The sequence below is a fragment of the Spongiimicrobium salis genome (genome assembly GCF_043678055.1).
Lineage (GTDB): Bacteria > Bacteroidota > Bacteroidia > Flavobacteriales > Flavobacteriaceae > Spongiimicrobium > Spongiimicrobium salis.
Genome location: NZ_JBHEQA010000001.1, coordinates 767,619 through 785,141, shown reverse-complemented (window position 1 = coordinate 785,141; position 17,523 = coordinate 767,619). Strand labels below are relative to the sequence as shown.

At 40.8% G+C, this 17,523-nt stretch carries 12 protein-coding genes; 11 read left to right on the top strand and 1 reads right to left on the bottom strand.

Translation table 11 applies throughout. The annotated features are described in order from the left end of the window. Both nusA and infB read left to right on the top strand, forming a co-directional pair. The gene (gene nusA, locus ACEXOE_RS03550; protein WP_394747349.1) at positions 1-1,233 is read left to right on the top strand and encodes a transcription termination factor NusA; all 1,233 of its coding nucleotides are present in this window, start codon (positions 1-3) and stop codon (positions 1,231-1,233) included. Between the two features lie 44 nt (positions 1,234-1,277). Continuing rightward, a complete protein-coding gene (gene infB, locus ACEXOE_RS03545) occupies positions 1,278-4,082 on the top strand; it encodes a translation initiation factor IF-2 (protein WP_394747348.1) in 2,805 nt (934 codons plus the stop codon). Positions 4,083-4,197: 115 nt separating this feature from the next. On the opposite strand, the gene ACEXOE_RS03540 is transcribed toward infB, so the two are convergent. Continuing rightward, positions 4,198-4,566, bottom strand: a complete 369-nt coding sequence (locus ACEXOE_RS03540; protein ID WP_394747347.1) for an SPOR domain-containing protein — start codon at positions 4,564-4,566, stop codon at positions 4,198-4,200. Positions 4,567-4,798: 232 nt separating this feature from the next. Between ACEXOE_RS03540 and ACEXOE_RS03535 the strand changes: the two genes are divergently transcribed. The 9 genes from ACEXOE_RS03535 to ACEXOE_RS03495 all read left to right on the top strand — a co-directional run bounded on the left by ACEXOE_RS03535 (position 4,799) and on the right by ACEXOE_RS03495 (position 17,517). Beyond that, positions 4,799-6,130 carry a c-type cytochrome gene (locus ACEXOE_RS03535; protein ID WP_394747346.1) on the top strand — a complete coding sequence of 444 codons (1,332 nt, stop codon included), beginning with the start codon at positions 4,799-4,801 and terminating at the stop codon, positions 6,128-6,130. A gap of 35 nt (positions 6,131-6,165) precedes the next feature. Continuing rightward, a complete protein-coding gene (locus ACEXOE_RS03530; RefSeq protein ID WP_394747345.1) occupies positions 6,166-9,279 on the top strand; it encodes a TAT-variant-translocated molybdopterin oxidoreductase in 3,114 nt (1,037 codons plus the stop codon). A gap of 32 nt (positions 9,280-9,311) precedes the next feature. Continuing rightward, positions 9,312-11,030, top strand: a complete 1,719-nt coding sequence (gene nrfD, locus ACEXOE_RS03525) for an NrfD/PsrC family molybdoenzyme membrane anchor subunit (protein WP_394747344.1) — start codon at positions 9,312-9,314, stop codon at positions 11,028-11,030. 2 nt (positions 11,031-11,032) lie between these two features. Next, positions 11,033-11,554, top strand: coding sequence for a DUF3341 domain-containing protein (locus tag ACEXOE_RS03520; protein ID WP_394747343.1), 522 nt, complete (start codon positions 11,033-11,035; stop codon positions 11,552-11,554). Positions 11,555-11,564: 10 nt separating this feature from the next. Continuing rightward, positions 11,565-12,125, top strand: coding sequence for a c-type cytochrome (locus ACEXOE_RS03515; RefSeq protein WP_394747342.1), 561 nt, complete (start codon positions 11,565-11,567; stop codon positions 12,123-12,125). Between the two features lie 17 nt (positions 12,126-12,142). Next, positions 12,143-13,483, top strand: coding sequence for a quinol:cytochrome C oxidoreductase (locus tag ACEXOE_RS03510; RefSeq protein ID WP_394747341.1), 1,341 nt, complete (start codon positions 12,143-12,145; stop codon positions 13,481-13,483). A gap of 31 nt (positions 13,484-13,514) precedes the next feature. Beyond that, positions 13,515-14,618, top strand: coding sequence for a cytochrome c oxidase subunit II (locus ACEXOE_RS03505; RefSeq protein WP_394747340.1), 1,104 nt, complete (start codon positions 13,515-13,517; stop codon positions 14,616-14,618). A gap of 46 nt (positions 14,619-14,664) precedes the next feature. Next, on the top strand, positions 14,665-16,479 hold the full coding sequence (locus ACEXOE_RS03500) for a cytochrome c oxidase subunit I (protein WP_394747339.1): 1,815 nt from the start codon (positions 14,665-14,667) through the stop codon (positions 16,477-16,479). 213 nt (positions 16,480-16,692) lie between these two features. Beyond that, positions 16,693-17,517 (top strand): GIN domain-containing protein, encoded by an 825-nt coding sequence (locus tag ACEXOE_RS03495; protein WP_394747338.1) that lies wholly within the window; start codon positions 16,693-16,695, stop codon positions 17,515-17,517. The last annotated feature ends 6 nt before the right edge of the window (positions 17,518-17,523 follow it).

Here is a 17,523-nt window from a genome sequence, read left to right as displayed (position 1 = left end):
ATGGAAAATATTGCGCTGATCGAATCTTTCTCCGAGTTTAAGGATGATAAATTTATAGACAGGGTAACGTTAATGGCGATTTTGGAGGATGTCTTTAGAAACGCATTGAAGAAGAAATTTGGTTCCGATGACAACTTTGATATTATCATTAACCCGGATAAAGGGGATTTGGAAATATGGAGAAACCGTATTGTTGTTGAGGATGAAGATGTCATGGATCCCAATGAAGAAATATCCCTTACGGAAGCACAGAAAATTGAGCCCGATTTTGAAGTTGGCGAGGATGTTTCTGAAGAAGTGAAATTGATTGATTTGGGAAGAAGAGCTATTTTGGCATTACGTCAAAATCTGATTTCTAAAATTCACGAACATGATAATACTACGATCTACAAGCAGTTCAAGGATTTAGAAGGGGAGATTTATACCGCTGAAGTACATCACATACGCCACAAAGCAATTATTTTGTTGGATGATGAAGGCAATGAGATCATCCTTCCTAAAGACAAGCAAATCCCATCGGATTTCTTTAGAAAAGGAGATAATGTACGTGGAATTATTGAGAGCGTGGAATTGAAAGGGAATAAACCCATGATCATCATGTCAAGAAGCTCTCCTATCTTCTTGGAACAATTGTTTTTTCAGGAAATACCCGAAGTTTTTGATGGGTTAATCACCATTAAGAAGGCGGTCCGTATTCCGGGAGAGAAAGCAAAAGTAGCTGTAGATTCCTATGATGATAGAATTGACCCTGTAGGGGCCTGTGTGGGGATGAAAGGCTCCCGTATCCATGGGATAGTTAGGGAATTGGGCAATGAAAATATAGATGTGATCAACTGGACCAATAATCCACAGTTGTTGGTAACACGGGCATTGAGTCCGGCAAGGGTTTCCTCGGTAAAATTGAACGATGAGAAAATGACGGCCCAGGTTTACCTGAGACCCGAAGAAGTGTCCAAGGCAATCGGTAGAAGCGGTCATAATATACGATTGGCAGGGCAACTTACTGGATATGAAATAGATGTATTTAGGGAAGGTGTTGAAGAAGATGTAGAACTTACCGAGTTTTCTGACGAAATAGAAGCTTGGGTAATCGAGGAGTTGAAGAAAATTGGTCTGGATACTGCAAGAAGTGTCTTAGAGCAAGATGTTAATGATTTGGTAAAGCGTACGGATTTAGAGGAAGAGACAATTTTAGAAGTTGTACGCGTACTTAAAGAGGAATTTGAAGATTAAGCTATATATTAGCAGCAAATTTATAGGACAGGAATAAATTATTTATGGCAGACAATGCAATGATAAGGCTTAATAAAGTTCTCCGGGAACTTAATATTTCACTGGATAGGGCGGTAGACTTCCTAGGGTCCAAGGGACACGAAGTGGAAGCAAGGCCGACTACAAAAATATCCAATGAGGTGTATCAGGTGCTCTTGGATGAGTTCCAGACGGATATGAGCAAAAAAGTTGCGTCCCAAGAAGTAGGAGAAGAGAAACGGAAGGAGAAGGAAGCCATAAGGATTCGCCTAGAGCAAGAACAAGAAGAGCGCAGGTTGGCCCGGGAACGTAGAGCTGCGTCCGATCAGGTTGTAAAGGCAAAGGCAGAGCTTAGCGGTCCTAAGACTGTAGGGAAAATTGACCTGGATGGGGGTAATAAGAAGGTTGAGTCCAATATTGAGGAGAAGACCGAAGAGAAAACAGCACCACCAGTCACCGAAGAAATTAAAAAAGAAGTTGTTTCTCCCGTTGAACCGAAGGAAGAGAAGGAGGCAGCTCCCGTGAAGGTGGAAGTTGAAGCGCCGAAAAAAGAAGTTTCTGAAAGTGTTGAAGCTAAGGTTGATGCTCCAAAAGAGGAAAAAACTGCAGAAAAAGCAACGGATACGGAAAAGCCCAAGACAGAGGATAAACCGGCCGAATCTGGTGCGATTGCCACACAGTATCAAAAACTTAGTGGTCCAAAAATAACAGGAGCTAAAATAGACCTGAGTAAATTTGAGCGACCCAAGAAAAAGAAGGAGCCTGCTAAGGCAAATGAAGGCGCGGATAAGCGAAAGCGAAGAAAGAGAATTGTCAGCAATACCGGAAATAACGCAGGAGCGCGAACAGGGGGTCCTGGTAATAGGGGGAATAGAGGTCCTGCTAAGAAGGGACAGCGTTTTACGCCAGTGGCCAAAGTTGAGCCTACAGAAGAAGAAGTACAAAAGCAGGTGAGGGAAACCTTGGAGAAACTTCAAGGGAAATCCAAGAAAGGAAAAGGAGCGAAGTATAGAAGGGATAAAAGAGATCAACACCGTCAACAGACAGAAAAAGATCTTGAAAAGCAGGAATTGGAAAGTAAAATCCTGAAAGTAACAGAATTTGTTACGGCCAGTGAAGTGGCGACCATGATGGATGTTCCTACGACCCAAATTATTTCAGCATGTATGTCTTTGGGAATCATGGTGACCATGAACCAGCGCCTCGATGCGGAAACCTTATCCATTGTAGCCGACGAATTTGGCTATAAGGTAGAATTTGTAACTGCGGATATCGAAGAATCCATAGTGGAGGAAGTCGATGCGCCTGAAGATTTAAGGCCTAGAGCGCCTATCGTGACAGTAATGGGACACGTAGATCACGGTAAAACATCGCTTTTGGATTATATCCGTAAAGAAAATGTAATTGCGGGTGAAAGTGGTGGAATTACCCAGCATATTGGAGCATATGGGGTTACTTTGGACAATGGACAACGTATTGCCTTTTTAGATACTCCTGGTCACGAGGCCTTTACCGCGATGCGTGCACGTGGTGCGCAAGTAACGGATATTGCCATTATTGTTGTGGCAGCGGATGATGATATCATGCCACAGACAAAGGAGGCAATAAGCCATGCACAAGCGGCTGGCGTACCCATTGTTTTTGCAATCAACAAAGTAGATAGGCCTACGGCAAATCCAGATAAGATTAAAGAAGGTTTGGCCAATATGAATTTATTGGTCGAAGATTGGGGAGGTAAGATACAATCCCATGATATTTCTGCTAAGACAGGTCAAGGCATTAAAGAATTGTTGGAAAAAGTGCTTTTGGAGGCTGAACTCTTGGAGTTACAGGCGAACCCGGATAAACTTGGTTCTGGAACCGTAGTGGAAGCTTTCTTGGACAAAGGAAGAGGGTATGTCTCTACCATTTTGGTGCAAGCCGGAACCCTTAGAATTGGAGATTATGTTTTGGCAGGAACCTGTAGTGGAAAAATCAAGGCCATGCAGGATGAGCGAGGGAACAACGTTAAAGAAGTTGGGCCTTCCACACCAATATCCATTTTAGGATTGGATGGAGCGCCGCAGGCAGGAGATAAATTCAATGTTCTGGAAGATGAGCGTGAAGCCAAGCAAATCGCTGCCAAGAGAGGCCAGTTAATGCGTGAGCAATCGGTTAGAACGCAGCGCCATATTACCTTGGATGAGATTGGAAGACGAATTGCTTTGGGCGACTTCAAGGAATTGAACATTATCTTGAAAGGGGATGTTGATGGTTCTGTGGAAGCTTTGACCGATTCTTTCCAGAAATTGTCTACGGATGAAATTCAAGTGAATATTATTCATAAGGCGGTTGGGGCCATTACGGAGTCCGACGTATTATTGGCGTCTGCATCAGAGGCAATTATTATTGGATTTAACGTTAGGCCAATGGGGAATGCCCGTGCCATAGCGGATAAGGAAGAAATCGATATTAGAATGTATTCCATCATCTACGATGCGATCAATGATCTTAAAGATGCGATGGAAGGAATGCTTTCTCCGGAGATGAAGGAAGAAATTACGGGAACTGCGGAGATACGTGAGACCTTTAAGATTTCCAAAGTGGGAACTATCGCAGGTTGTATGGTGACCAATGGTAAAATCTTTAGAAATTCCAATATCCGATTGATTCGTGATGGTGTGGTGATATTTACAGGAGCCCTATCTTCATTGAAACGATTTAAGGATGATGTGAAAGAAGTGTCCAAAGGTTATGATTGTGGACTTCAGATAAAGAATTATAACGATATTAAGGAATTGGATATCGTGGAAGCCTTCCAGGAAGTAGCGGTTAAGAAAAAATTGAAATAATGCCCATCTTCAGATGAGGAAATAAAAAAGCCACGATATCGTGGCTTTTTTTATGGGATATGATTTTCGGTCCGATTTCTGAAAACCCTAAAAGTTCTTTTCGGTTTCAAGTTTGTTATTTGGATTTGCCTTGAACAACAAAAAAGGCCTGAGGGTATTTTTTTCGAACTTCAACGAGTTTTCGTTCTACTTCCAATTTAGTTTTAAATCTTCCAATCCGCACCTTATAATTAGGCGTGTCAAAATCAATACTGGAACTCAAATTTGGAAAATCAATATTCACTTGATTTTGGATATTTTTTGCATTGCCATATGATCCAAAACCTACTTGAATTCTGTAGTACGTTGCGCTTTGATTGGCGGATTTATAAATTTTGAGTAGTTCTGCTATTTTTTCATCCTGCTGAATGTTTACCTCGCCTTCTTGGGCATGGCTCAAAGCAGTGAAAATGAGAGCAAATAAAGTGGTTAAAACGATTTTCATTGTGTTTAGTGAAGTGAAAATTAATAGCTTATACAAAAGTAAATTTTTAATACGTAAACAAAAGAATTGCCAGTTATTTAGAATAATTATAAATTGTAAATTATAAATAACTTAACATTTCCCAAATAAAGTCTATGTCGTATTTTTGTGCTCGATTTGAGCCGACGATAAACCAAGAACTATTCTTATAACGAAATTATCGTGCCAAAATTTCGATAGAAATATTTTTAATATGAAAAAGGTTATATACCGCAATCGAATTTCTAAAATTTTAGGTATCAGCTTCATAGCTTTTCTACTTCTTTCCACTTCTCTTTTTGCACAAGAGCCAGCCGCGGACGCCGCTGCCGGAGGTGATCATGTAAAAGGGAAATCTATTTTTAATCAAAATTGTGCCGCTTGCCATAAATTAAATGGGAAGTCAACAGGACCCGCTTTGGCAAATGTTGAAGCGCGTTTGGCAGATGAAGGTTTGGACAGGGAATGGATTTATGCTTGGGTAAAGAACAGTGCAGGGGTTATTGCTTCTGGAGATGCCTATGCCAACAAAATTTATAATGAGTATAACCAAACGGCAATGACGGCATTCCCAACATTGACCAATGCGGATATCGATAATATTTTGGCTTATACGGCTTTTGTTCCTGAGCCAACGACTCCAGATGGAGGTGGCTATGTTCCTGCTGCTCAAACTTCTGGAATATCCAATGAGCTTATTTTGGGTGCTTTGGCTTTGGTTTTTGGTTTGTTGGTCATCATGTTGGTGTTGGTGAACAAGACCTTAAAGCGAATTGCAGTGGCCAATGGGGTGCAATTGCAAGAGGAGAAAGAAAAAAGATTGCCGATATGGAAAGCTTTTGTGCAGAACCAGTTCTTGATGATCGTCACCGTAATTTTCTTGTTGTTGGGAAGCGCGTACTTTGTGTACGGTTACTTCATGCAGGTAGGTGTTGATCAGGGTTATGCCCCAATACAGCCTATTCATTACTCACATAAAATACATGCAGGGGACAATAAAATTGAATGTAAGTATTGTCACTCCTCAGCGAGGGTGTCCAAGCATTCTGGAATCCCTTCTTTGAATGTGTGTATGAACTGTCATAAAAATATCAATGAGTATTCTGGTAATCCGGAAGGGCCAAGTAAGGAAGATTTGGCAAATGGGTATACCAATGAATTTTATACCAAGGAAATTAAGAAATTATATAAAGCTGTTGGTTGGGATGAAGAGAATCAAAAGTATACAGGGGAATCTGAACCTGTAGAATGGGTGCGTATACATAATTTGCCCGATTTTGCGTACTTCAACCACTCCCAGCACGTTTCTGTAGCAGGTGTAGAGTGTCAAACTTGCCACGGACCTGTAGAGGAAATGGAAATAATGTATCAATTCTCTCCTTTGACCATGGGGTGGTGTATCAATTGTCACCGTGAAACCGATGTGAATGTTGAAGGAAATGAGTACTACGCCAAAATTCATGAAGAACTTTCCAAAAAGTATGGTGTAGATAAGCTTACGGCAGCTCAAATGGGTGGATTGGAATGTGGTAAATGCCACTATTAATTTAATTTTAAGTAGCTAATTACAGAGATAATCGTATGGCATCAAACAAAAAATATTGGAAGAACGAGGCGGAGTTAAATCCTAACGATTCCATTGTTGAGACGCTAAGACAGAACGAATTTGTTCAAGAAATTCCTGTTGATGAGTTTTTGGGAGATAAGAAAACCTTGTCTTCTTCGGGTACCAATAGAAGGGACTTTTTAAAGTATGTAGGATTTAGTACGGCTGCTGCTTCTTTGGCGGCTTGTGAAGGGCCTGTGGTAAGGTCCATCCCCTATGTGGTGCAGCCGGAACAAATTATTCCAGGTGTTGCTAATTATTATGCTACTACCATAGCGAACGGTTTTGATTTTGCAAGTATCTTGATAAAGACACGCGAAGGAAGACCTATTAAAGTAGAGAACAATACGGATGCAAAAGTGAACGGAAGTGCCAATGCGCGTGTTCAGGCTTCAGTATTGACTTTGTATGATAAAAATAGACTTCAAGGACCAAAAGCAGGGGATGCTGATGTAACTTGGGAGGCTTTGGATGCTACGGTAAAAGGACAATTGAATGCTTTAAGGAATTCTGGAAAACAAATCGCTTTGTTGACGCAGACCTATGCCAGTCCATCTACCACACGTTTGATCGCTGAATTTAAAGAAGCGTATGGGAATGTAAATCATGTAACCTATGACGCGATTGCTGAAGAAGCGGCTTTGAATGCCTTTGAAGCAGCTTATGGTGAGCGTGCTTTGGCGGATTATGATTTTGAAAAAGCGGAAGTTATTGTTGCTTTCGGGGCCGACTTCTTGTCCGATTGGCAAGGAGGGGGTTATGATAGCGGATATGCCAAAGGGCGTGTGCCCCAACATGGTAAAATGTCCAGACATGTGCAGTTCGAGGGGATTATGTCCTTAACGGGTGCAAATGCGGATAAGCGTATCCCGCTAACCGTTGCCGAGCAAAAGATAGCTTTGGCCAAGTTGTATGGAAAATTAAATGGGACCAACGTTGGCGGTACGTTGTCCGCAGAAGTTGAAGCTGCTGTGGATAGTGCTGTTGCTGAGATCAAAAAAGCCGGAGATAAGGCTGTCGTGGTAACTGGTATTGATGATGTGGATGCACAACAAGTGGTTTTGGCCATCAATGCGATGTTGGGAAGCCAAGCTTTTGATCCCAAAGCACCAAAATATACAAGACAGGGAAATGCAAAGGCTGTAGAAGCGCTTATTGCGGATATGAAAAGAGGTCAGATTGGAGCATTGTTGATCGACGGTGTAAATCCAATGTACTCTTTGCCCAACGCTTCTGATTTCGAAGAAGGGCTAAAAAATGTTGACATTTCTGTGACTTTCTCCCAAAATCCTAATGAAACTACAGTGGCTACCACCTATGCTGCCGCTGCACCTCATTATTTGGAGTCTTGGGGAGATGTAGAAATGAAAAGGGGGCATTATAGTTTAATGCAGCCTACTATAAAAGAGATTTTTGATACCAGACAATTCCAATCCTCTTTATTGGGATGGATGGACAGTGATAAAAATTATTATGAGTACATCCGTGAGACATGGGAAGCTCAGATTTTAGTTGGAAATGACTGGAACAAGGCACTTCACGATGGAGCTTATGCGGTTTCTGCAGAACCTGTAATGGTGGATGAAATTGTGGATACTGCAGAAGAGGTCATGGAGGCTCCGAATAGCAATAATATTGTTGCTGCGGTTAGGAATTTGGCAAATGCCAGTGCAAATGGAATGGATTTGATACTGTATTCCAAAGTTGGAATGGGTGATGGTCAACAAGCAAACAATCCTTGGTTGCAAGAATTCCCTGATCCCATTACAAGAGTTTCATGGGATAATTATGTAACGGTGTCCAAAGCCGATGCTACGACACTTGGTTTGGTCAATGAGAATGTGGCCAATGGTGGTTTGGATGGAAGTTACGCTACGTTGACTGTTGAGGGGGCTGAACCTGTGACCGTGCCAGTAATCATACAACCTGGACAAGCAAAAGGAACAGTTGGACTTTCTTTGGGGTACGGAAAAAAGGTAGGGATGCAGGAAGAAATGCAAACCGGAGTAAATGCCTATTCCCTATATAAAGGATTTTCCAATACGCAATCCGTAACGGTTGCCAAGGCTTCCGGAAATCATGAGTTTGCCTGTGTGCAGTTGCACAATACCTTAATGGGTAGGGGAGACATTATCAAAGAAACTACATTAGAGATATTTAATACGAAAGATGCGGCGGAATGGAATCATGTTCCTCAAGTATCTTTGGATCATAACGAAGTCCCTGCGACTTCCGTAGACCTTTGGGAGAGTTTTGATCGTTCCATAGGACATCACTTTAATTTATCGATAGATTTAAATGCATGTACCGGTTGTGGTGCTTGTGTCATTGCTTGTCATGCAGAAAACAATGTGCCGGTAGTAGGAAAAGAAGAGGTACGTAAGTCAAGAGATATGCACTGGTTGCGTATTGATAGGTATTATTCTTCTGAAGATAACTTTGAAGGGGATAATATCAAAAAAGATGAGTTTGACGGATTATCTGGAGATAAAGGTTCTTTGGGTGGTTTCGGGGAATTGGAAGAAGCAAATGCCAATCCGCAGGTCGCTTTTCAACCTGTAATGTGTCAGCATTGTAACCATGCGCCTTGTGAAACAGTATGTCCGGTTGCAGCAACATCACATGGGCGTCAGGGCCAAAACCATATGGCGTATAACAGATGTGTGGGAACACGTTACTGTGCCAACAACTGTCCTTATAAAGTAAGACGTTTCAATTGGTTCTTGTATAATAATAATGATGAGTTTGATTATCACATGAACAATGACCTTGGGAAAATGGTCATTAATCCAGATGTTACCGTTCGTTCCAGAGGGGTCATGGAGAAATGTTCTATGTGTATGCAAATGACACAAAAGACCATTCTGGATGCCAAGCGTGAAGGACGCATGGTGAAAGATGGTGAGTTCCAGACGGCATGTTCTGCGGCTTGTAGTAGTGGAGCTATGGTCTTTGGTGATATCAATGATAAAGAAAGTAAGGTTGCTGACCTTAAGGAAAGCGATCGTATGTATCACTTGTTGGAGCATATAGGGACACGTCCCAATGTATTCTATCATGTTAAAGTGAGAAATACAAACGAAGCATAATAAATTAAGTAACGTAACTATAATAGAGATTTATGGCGTCGCATTACGAAGCACCTATAAGAAAACCCTTAGTTGTCGGAGACAAAGGTTACCACGATGTCACAGTGGATATTGCAGCTCCTGTAGAAGGGGAGGCCAATAAACACTGGTGGATAGTATTTTCCATTGCTTTAGCAGCATTCCTTTGGGGTATTGGTTGTATCATTTATACGGTTTCAACGGGTATCGGTACCTGGGGATTGAACAAAACAGTTGGATGGGCCTGGGATATTACCAACTTTGTATGGTGGGTAGGTATTGGTCACGCAGGAACTTTGATTTCTGCTGTACTATTGTTGTTCAGACAAAAATGGAGAATGGCAATCAACCGTTCTGCGGAGGCTATGACCATCTTTTCGGTAATACAGGCGGGGCTTTTCCCAATTATTCATATGGGACGTCCTTGGTTGGCCTATTGGGTATTGCCTATTCCAAACCAATTTGGATCTTTATGGGTAAACTTTAATTCACCGCTACTTTGGGATGTATTTGCAATATCGACTTATTTATCGGTGTCCTTGGTATTCTGGTGGACAGGACTTTTACCAGATTTTGCCATGATTCGCGATAGGGCTGTACGTCCTTTCCAAAAGAAAATATATAGTTTGTTGAGTTTTGGATGGAGCGGACGCGCCAAAGATTGGCAACGTTTTGAGGAGGTTTCCTTGGTTTTGGCCGGTTTGGCAACACCACTGGTACTCTCGGTACACACTATTGTATCCTTTGACTTTGCTACTTCGGTAATTCCGGGATGGCATACCACCATTTTCCCTCCCTACTTTGTTGCGGGAGCGATTTTCTCTGGATTTGCCATGGTGAACACTTTATTGATCATCATGCGTAAAGTATGTCATCTAGAGGCATATATTACGGTGCAGCATATAGAATTGATGAATATCGTAATCATGATTACAGGTTCCATCGTAGGTTGTGCCTATATTACGGAGCTCTTCATGGCATGGTACTCAGGTGTGGAATACGAACAATACGCTTTCTTGAACAGGGCGACAGGACCTTACGCTTGGGCATACTGGGCTATGATGACTTGTAACGTATTCTCTCCTCAGTTTATGTGGTCCAAAAAGTTGCGAACGAGCATTATGTTCTCCTTCTTTATTTCTATTGTAGTGAACATAGGAATGTGGTTTGAGCGTTTTGTAATTATTGTGACTTCTTTGCACAGGGATTATTTGCCATCTTCTTGGACAATGTTCTCCCCAACTTTTGTGGATATAGGAATATTTATAGGAACCATAGGATTCTTCTTTGTACTGTTCTTATTGTACTCTAGAACGTTCCCGGTAATCGCACAGGCAGAGGTAAAATCAATATTGAAATCTTCCGGAGAACGTTACAAAAAATTAAGGGATGCTGGAAAGCCATTATATGAGGTGAAGAAAATGAATGCTACTACGGTAAAGGAGGAACCAGCTGCATTGGAGGCTGCTCCGGAGAAAGTAGCAGACCTTCTGGGGAGCATAGGAACTTTTGATGCCAATACCCAAACACCGGATGATTTGAAAAAGGTGAAAGGTATTGGACCTCAAATGGAAAAAACATTGAACCAAATAGGAATATTTAGTTTTGCACAAGTAAGTCTGATGACCGAAAAGGAATATGATTTATTGGATTCCATTACAGGGTCTTTCCCGGGAAGGGCGCAACGTGATGATTGGGCAGGACAGGCAAAAGATTTAAATAATAAACAGTAACTATGGCATCTAAAGTTATACAAGCATTATACGACGACGACGATGTGTTGATGCATGCCGTTAAGAAGGTGAAGGCAGAAAAACATCATATTGAAGAAGTATATTGTCCTTTTCCGGTGCACGGATTGGACAAGGCCATGGGATTGGCACCCACACGTATTGCTATCACATCATTTATGTATGGATGTGTTGGACTTACCGTAGCCATCGTGATGATGAATTTTATCATGATTAATGATTGGCCTCAAAACATCGGGGGAAAGCCTAGTTTTAGTTATTTGCAGAACATGCCGGCTTTTGTGCCGATCATGTTTGAGTTAACCGTTTTCTTTGCGGCTCACCTTATGGTAATTACTTTTTATATGAGAAGTAAGTTATGGCCATTCAAAGAAGCTGAAAATCCTGATGTACGTACAACGGATGATCTTTTCCTTATGGAAATTGAAATTCATGATAACGAGAATGAGTTAAGGGATTTATTGGTAGATACCGGAGCAGTAGAGATAAATGTTTCAGAAAAGTAGTCATATAATTATGAATAGTTTTAAAAAGATAATAGTGGTATTGGGATTGGTGCTCGCATTGGCTTGCTGTGCAGATACAAATGCCCCAAACTACCAGTACATGCCTAATATGTATGAGCCCGTAGGCTATGAGACCTATCAAAAGGTAGATTTTCTTAAAAAGGAAATGGAGGCTATGGAACCTGTCGAAAATACCATTCCACGGGGATGGATGCCTTATGAATTTGATAATGGCCCTGAAGGAAAAGAGTTGGCACGTTTACAACCAAGTCCTTTAGATTCTCTAAATAGGGAAGAGAATTTAGCGACAGGGGCAGAGTTATATAATATTTATTGTGCCATATGCCATGGCAATAAGGGAGATGGACAAGGATATTTGGCAAAGAGAGAGAAGTTCGTAGGAGTTCCCAGCTATGATGATGTGGCTAGAAATGTAACTGTTGGAAGTACCTATCATACCATTTATTATGGTTTGAACTCTATGGGTTCCTATGCCAATCAATTGAATATTGAGGAGCGTTGGCAAGTGGCAGAGTACGTTATGAAATTGAAACAAGATTTAACAAAATAATACATAGAGCTAGAAGTATGTACACTTTTTCAAATAGACTAAAAATAGCTTCATTTATTCTGATGGCCGTCGGAGTTTTAGGAATGGCAAGTGGATTTCTTTCCACTCCAGGAACACCTGAAGAAGCCATGAAAATGGTGGCGAGCCATGGTGACGGACATGGAGAAGAAGCTTCTCATGGGGAAGCTGCGGCACATGAGACGAAAGCAGATGGGCATGGTGCATCCGAAGCTGCTGGGGAAGATCATGGAGATGAACATGCGGAACACGTGATGCATCAGTTGCAGAACAAGCCATGGGCCGCGACCTATGTAGCCGCTTTTTTCTTTATGATGATAGCGCTGGGCGTTTTAGCTTTTTATGCCATTCAAAGGGCAGCTCAGGCAGGATGGTCGCCTCTATTATTTAGAGTAATGGAAGGAATAACCTCCTATATGGTGCCGGGGGGTATTATCGTATTTGCATTGTTGGCAATGTCAGTAGCCCATATGAATCACTTATTTGTTTGGATGGATCCAGATGTGGTTGCCCACGACGAATTGCTTCAAGGAAAATCTGGATACCTTAAAGGGTGGTTTTTCCTCTTAAGGGCTGCTATCTTCTTAGGTGGATGGATTGCCTATCGCGAGTATTCCCGCAAGTTTTCTTTGGCTCAGGATAATGCCAATGACAATTCCAATTTCAAGAAGAACTTTAGAATCTCTGCGGCTTTCTTGGTATTCTATTTATATACGGAATCTATAATGTCATGGGATTGGATCATGAGTGTAGATCCACACTGGTACAGTACCTTATTTGGATGGTATGTTTTTGCCAGTATGTTTGTATCTGGAATCACGGTGATTGCTATGGTGACCATTTATTTGAAGTCCAAAGGATATTTGGAAGAAGTAAATAATAGCCATATTCACGATTTGGCCAAGTTTATGTTCGGAATCAGTATTTTCTGGACCTATTTGTGGTTTTCTCAGTTTATGTTGATATGGTATGCAGGTATTCCCGAAGAAGCAACTTACTTTGTGACCAGATTCAACGATTACCAATTGCCTTTCTTTGGCATGGTGGCCATGAATTTCTTGTTCCCTGTACTCTTGTTGATGAACAGTGATTTTAAACGAATGAATTGGTTCGTGGTAATGACGGGTATTGTCATTTTATCGGGACATTATTTAGATATTTATAATATGATTATGCCTGCTACGGTTGGAGATCAATGGTTCATTGGTATTCCGGAGATCAGTGCAATATTATTCTTCGCCGGATTGTTTATTTTCTGGGTGTTTAGAGCATTGGCAAGTGCGCCGATTCAGCCCAAACGCAATCCGTTTATTGAAGAAAGTAGACATTTTCATTACTAGTTAGTTTTTAAAGTATAATATAGATCATACAATGACTGCATTATTAACGATAACCGTTTTAGTCTTAGTGGCAATTGCAATTTGGCAAATGACCAAGATATTTGAATTGTCACAAGTTAGGACAGCAAATTCTGAAATAGCAAACGATACCGATAACAAAAATAATGGGTATCTCATGTTTGCCTTTCTCATCTTTATTTATGGAATTACCATATTTAGTTTTTGGAAATACACAAAATTCCTATTGCCAGAGGCGGCTTCGGAACATGGTGGGGATTACGATTATTTAATGCTGGTATCTTTTGTGATTATCTTTTTTGTACAGACGATTACGCAGGCCTTATTGCACTATTTCAGTTATAAGTATCGCGGAGTTGAAGGTAAAAAGGCCCTTTTCTTTGCAGATAATAATATGTTGGAAGCAGTATGGACCATTATCCCTGTAATTGTTTTGGCGGGCCTAATTTTATGGGGCTTGTACACTTGGACTAATATTATGGATATCAATGAAGAGGATGATCCCTTACATATTGAATTATACGCACAGCAATTTAATTGGACCGCCAGATATGGAGGAGCAGATGACAACACCTTGGGAAAAGCCAATGTTAGAATGATTGATATTGCCAACGCCAATGTGCTTGGTTTGGATATTGCAGACCCCAATGCTGCAGATGATGTTATTGTGAAAGAATTGCATTTGCCGGTAGGTAGAAAGGTGAATTTTGAAATGCGTTCGCAAGATGTATTGCATTCAGCTTATATGCCTCACTTTAGAGCCCAGATGAACTGTGTGCCCGGTATGATAACGCAATTCTCTTTTACTCCAAAATATACCACGGAAGAAATGAGACAGAATCCTGAAGTGGTAGATAAAGTAAAGCGTACGAATAAACTGAGAGCGGAGAAGAACGAGAAAATTCGTGCTGAAAATGCTATCCTACAGGCCAATGGAGAGCCTACAAAAGAATTATTGGACCCTTGGGAGTTTGACTATATCCTACTTTGTAATAAGATTTGTGGAAAATCACACTACAACATGCAGATGAAGATTATTGTAGAAACAGAAGAGGAATACCAAGCTTGGATGGCTAAGCAGAAGACATTTAAAGAGACGATGACTCCTGCTCAATAAGGGGTTGTTTAAAAAGAAAATTTAATTTAAAAATAAATACTGGGTTATGTCAGGAACAGGACACGAACACGGAGAAGATCACGGACATCATCATCATAAAGAAACCTTTGTCACTAAATACATATTTAGTCAGGATCACAAGATGATTTCCAAGCAGTATTTGATTACTGGTTTGATTATGGGATTCATTGGAATCGCTATGTCATTAATGTTCAGAATGCAGTTGGCTTGGCCGGGAGAATCTTTCGCCATCTTTGAAACCTTTTTAGGGAAATGGGCACCAGATGGGGTGATGGATGCAGATATTTATTTGGCATTGGTGACCATTCATGGTACCATTATGGTATTCTTTGTATTAACCGCAGGATTAAGTGGTACCTTCAGTAATTTATTAATTCCATTGCAGATTGGTGCGAGGGATATGGCTTCTGGCTTTTTGAATATGATTTCTTACTGGCTATTCTTCTTGTCCAGTGTTATCATGGTTATTTCGCTCTTCGTTGAGGCAGGCCCAGCATCAGCAGGTTGGACCATTTATCCTCCGCTTAGTGCATTGCCCATGGCGCAGTCAGGTTCTGGAATGGGGATGACTTTATGGCTGGTTTCCATGGCTATTTTTATTGCCTCTTCGCTATTGGGATCCCTGAATTATATTGTTACGGTAATCAACCTTAGAACCAAGGGAATGTCAATGACAAGATTGCCATTGACCATTTGGGCCTTTTTCGTAACAGCAATTATTGGGGTGATATCCTTCCCAGTATTGTTATCCGCAGCTTTATTATTGATCATGGATAGAAGCTTCGGAACTTCTTTCTTCTTATCGGATATTTTTATTCAAGGCGAGGTATTGCATTATCAAGGAGGTTCTCCGGTACTTTATGAGCACTTGTTCTGGTTCCTAGGACATCCGGAAGTATATATTGTATTGCTGCCTGCTCTGGGGATTACCTCAGAAGTGATGTCAACCAATGCACGTAAACCTATATTCGGATATAGAGCCATGGTTGCCTCTATTTTGGCCATTGCTTTCTTATCTACTATCGTATGGGGACACCATATGTTTATCTCGGGAATGAATCCGTTCCTAGGTTCTGTATTTACGTTTACCACCTTGTTGATCGCAATACCATCGGCAGTGAAGGCATTTAACTATATTACCACCCTTTGGAAAGGAAACCTGCAATTGAATCCTGGAATGCTCTTTTCGATAGGATTGGTATCGACCTTTATTTCGGGTGGACTTACGGGAATTATTCTAGGAGATAGTACATTGGATATCAATGTTCACGATACCTATTTTGTGGTAGCACATTTCCATTTGGTAATGGGTATATCTGCACTATATGGTCTGTTTGCCGGAGTTTATCACTGGTTCCCTAAAATGTTTGAAGGAAAGATGATGAACAAAAATCTGGGCTATGTTCACTTTTGGATAACCGCGATTTGCGCCTATGGAGTATTCTTCCCTATGCACTTTGTGGGAATGGCAGGAGTTCCAAGACGTTATTATGAAAATACCGCTTTCCCTATGTTCGATGAATTGACAGATGTGAATGTATTGATTACGGTATTTGCCCTTATTGCCGGTTTGGCGCAGCTTATCTTCCTATACAATTTTATCAGTAGTATCTTCTACGGAAAGAAAGGACCTGTAAACCCATGGAAATCCAATACTTTGGAATGGACAGCTCCTCAAGAGCACATTCATGGAAACTGGCCTGGTGAAATTCCACATGTATATCGTTGGGCATACGATTATAGTAAGACGCAGGAGAACGGGGAGTATATACTTCCAGGGCAGGATTTTGTTCCTCAAAATATCCCCTTACAAGAGGATGAGGAAGAACTCAATCACTAAAACATTACCTTAAAATATAAAGAGAACCCATCTTCACAAGATGGGTTTTTTTATGGTACAATTTGTGATATCCTTTATAATATCACTTTCTTTGTATTAATTAAGTGACTTATAAGCACTTTATGTTTCTTATAATAAAGGAAAGAAAGGAGATCCTTGTATTTTTAAAGAAAATGAAGAATCATATATTCATAAATCAAAAAATCTATCCAAGTGAAAAATAGTATCGTTCTCTTACTCGTTTTATTCAGTATTCAAATACAGGCACAACGTAAGCCAAAGATAAAAGGCAGCAAAAATGTGATTGAAGTCCGCGAAGATTTGCCTCCTTTTAATGCCATAGAGCTTAATGATGACTTGGAAATTAGATTGGTTAAAGGGGCAACCAATGGTTATGATATCAATGCTGATGATAATTTGATCGATGTCCTTAAGTTTAAGGTGTCGGGAGAGACCTTGGTCATTAGTTCGTTTTACAAAATTACCGGAAAGAAGAAATTGGATATCACGGTACGCTATGATCAGTTGCAAAGCATTAGTATAAAGAAAGGGAAGATTGTTGCAGAACAACCTATTGATGCCGATGAACTCTTTATAAACGCTTATGAAAACGCCAAACTGGAATTGAATGCAAATGCTGCGCTTATAGATGTGAATATGGAAGGAAATAGCTCTGGGAATTTCAATCTCGATGTAGATTCCCTATCAATGCATTTGTCGGATAAGATCAACACTAGAATTTATGCGGTAACCGAGCGTACAAATTTAGATATCAAACGAAGTGCAACCCTCAATTTAGAGGGCACCACTGATGTATTGACCGTTGACGCTACGGGCAGTGCCAATATGAAGGCAGAGAAATACGAAGCGGCCATGGCCACTTTAAAAATCAATGGTACGGCAAAGTCAAGAATATACGCCTATAAGGAAATTGAACTCGCGGCAAAAGGATCCGCCAGAATACAACTCTACGGCACACCAAAAATTACCATTACCGAATTCCTGGATACCGCGGTATTGAGCAAGAAAAAGCTTTAGGTGTCC

Coding starts and splice junctions, on each gene's coding strand:
- ACEXOE_RS03535 (WP_394747346.1), top strand. CDS start 4,799: ATGAAAAAGGTTATATACCGCAATCGAATTTCTAAAATTTTAGGTATC.
- ACEXOE_RS03505 (WP_394747340.1), top strand. CDS start 13,515: ATGACTGCATTATTAACGATAACCGTTTTAGTCTTAGTGGCAATTGCA.
- ACEXOE_RS03530 (WP_394747345.1), top strand. CDS start 6,166: ATGGCATCAAACAAAAAATATTGGAAGAACGAGGCGGAGTTAAATCCT.
- infB (WP_394747348.1), top strand. CDS start 1,278: ATGGCAGACAATGCAATGATAAGGCTTAATAAAGTTCTCCGGGAACTT.
- ACEXOE_RS03540 (WP_394747347.1), bottom strand. CDS start 4,566: ATGAAAATCGTTTTAACCACTTTATTTGCTCTCATTTTCACTGCTTTG.
- ACEXOE_RS03520 (WP_394747343.1), top strand. CDS start 11,033: ATGGCATCTAAAGTTATACAAGCATTATACGACGACGACGATGTGTTG.
- nusA (WP_394747349.1), top strand. CDS start 1: ATGGAAAATATTGCGCTGATCGAATCTTTCTCCGAGTTTAAGGATGAT.
- ACEXOE_RS03515 (WP_394747342.1), top strand. CDS start 11,565: ATGAATAGTTTTAAAAAGATAATAGTGGTATTGGGATTGGTGCTCGCA.
- ACEXOE_RS03500 (WP_394747339.1), top strand. CDS start 14,665: ATGTCAGGAACAGGACACGAACACGGAGAAGATCACGGACATCATCAT.
- ACEXOE_RS03510 (WP_394747341.1), top strand. CDS start 12,143: ATGTACACTTTTTCAAATAGACTAAAAATAGCTTCATTTATTCTGATG.
- nrfD (WP_394747344.1), top strand. CDS start 9,312: ATGGCGTCGCATTACGAAGCACCTATAAGAAAACCCTTAGTTGTCGGA.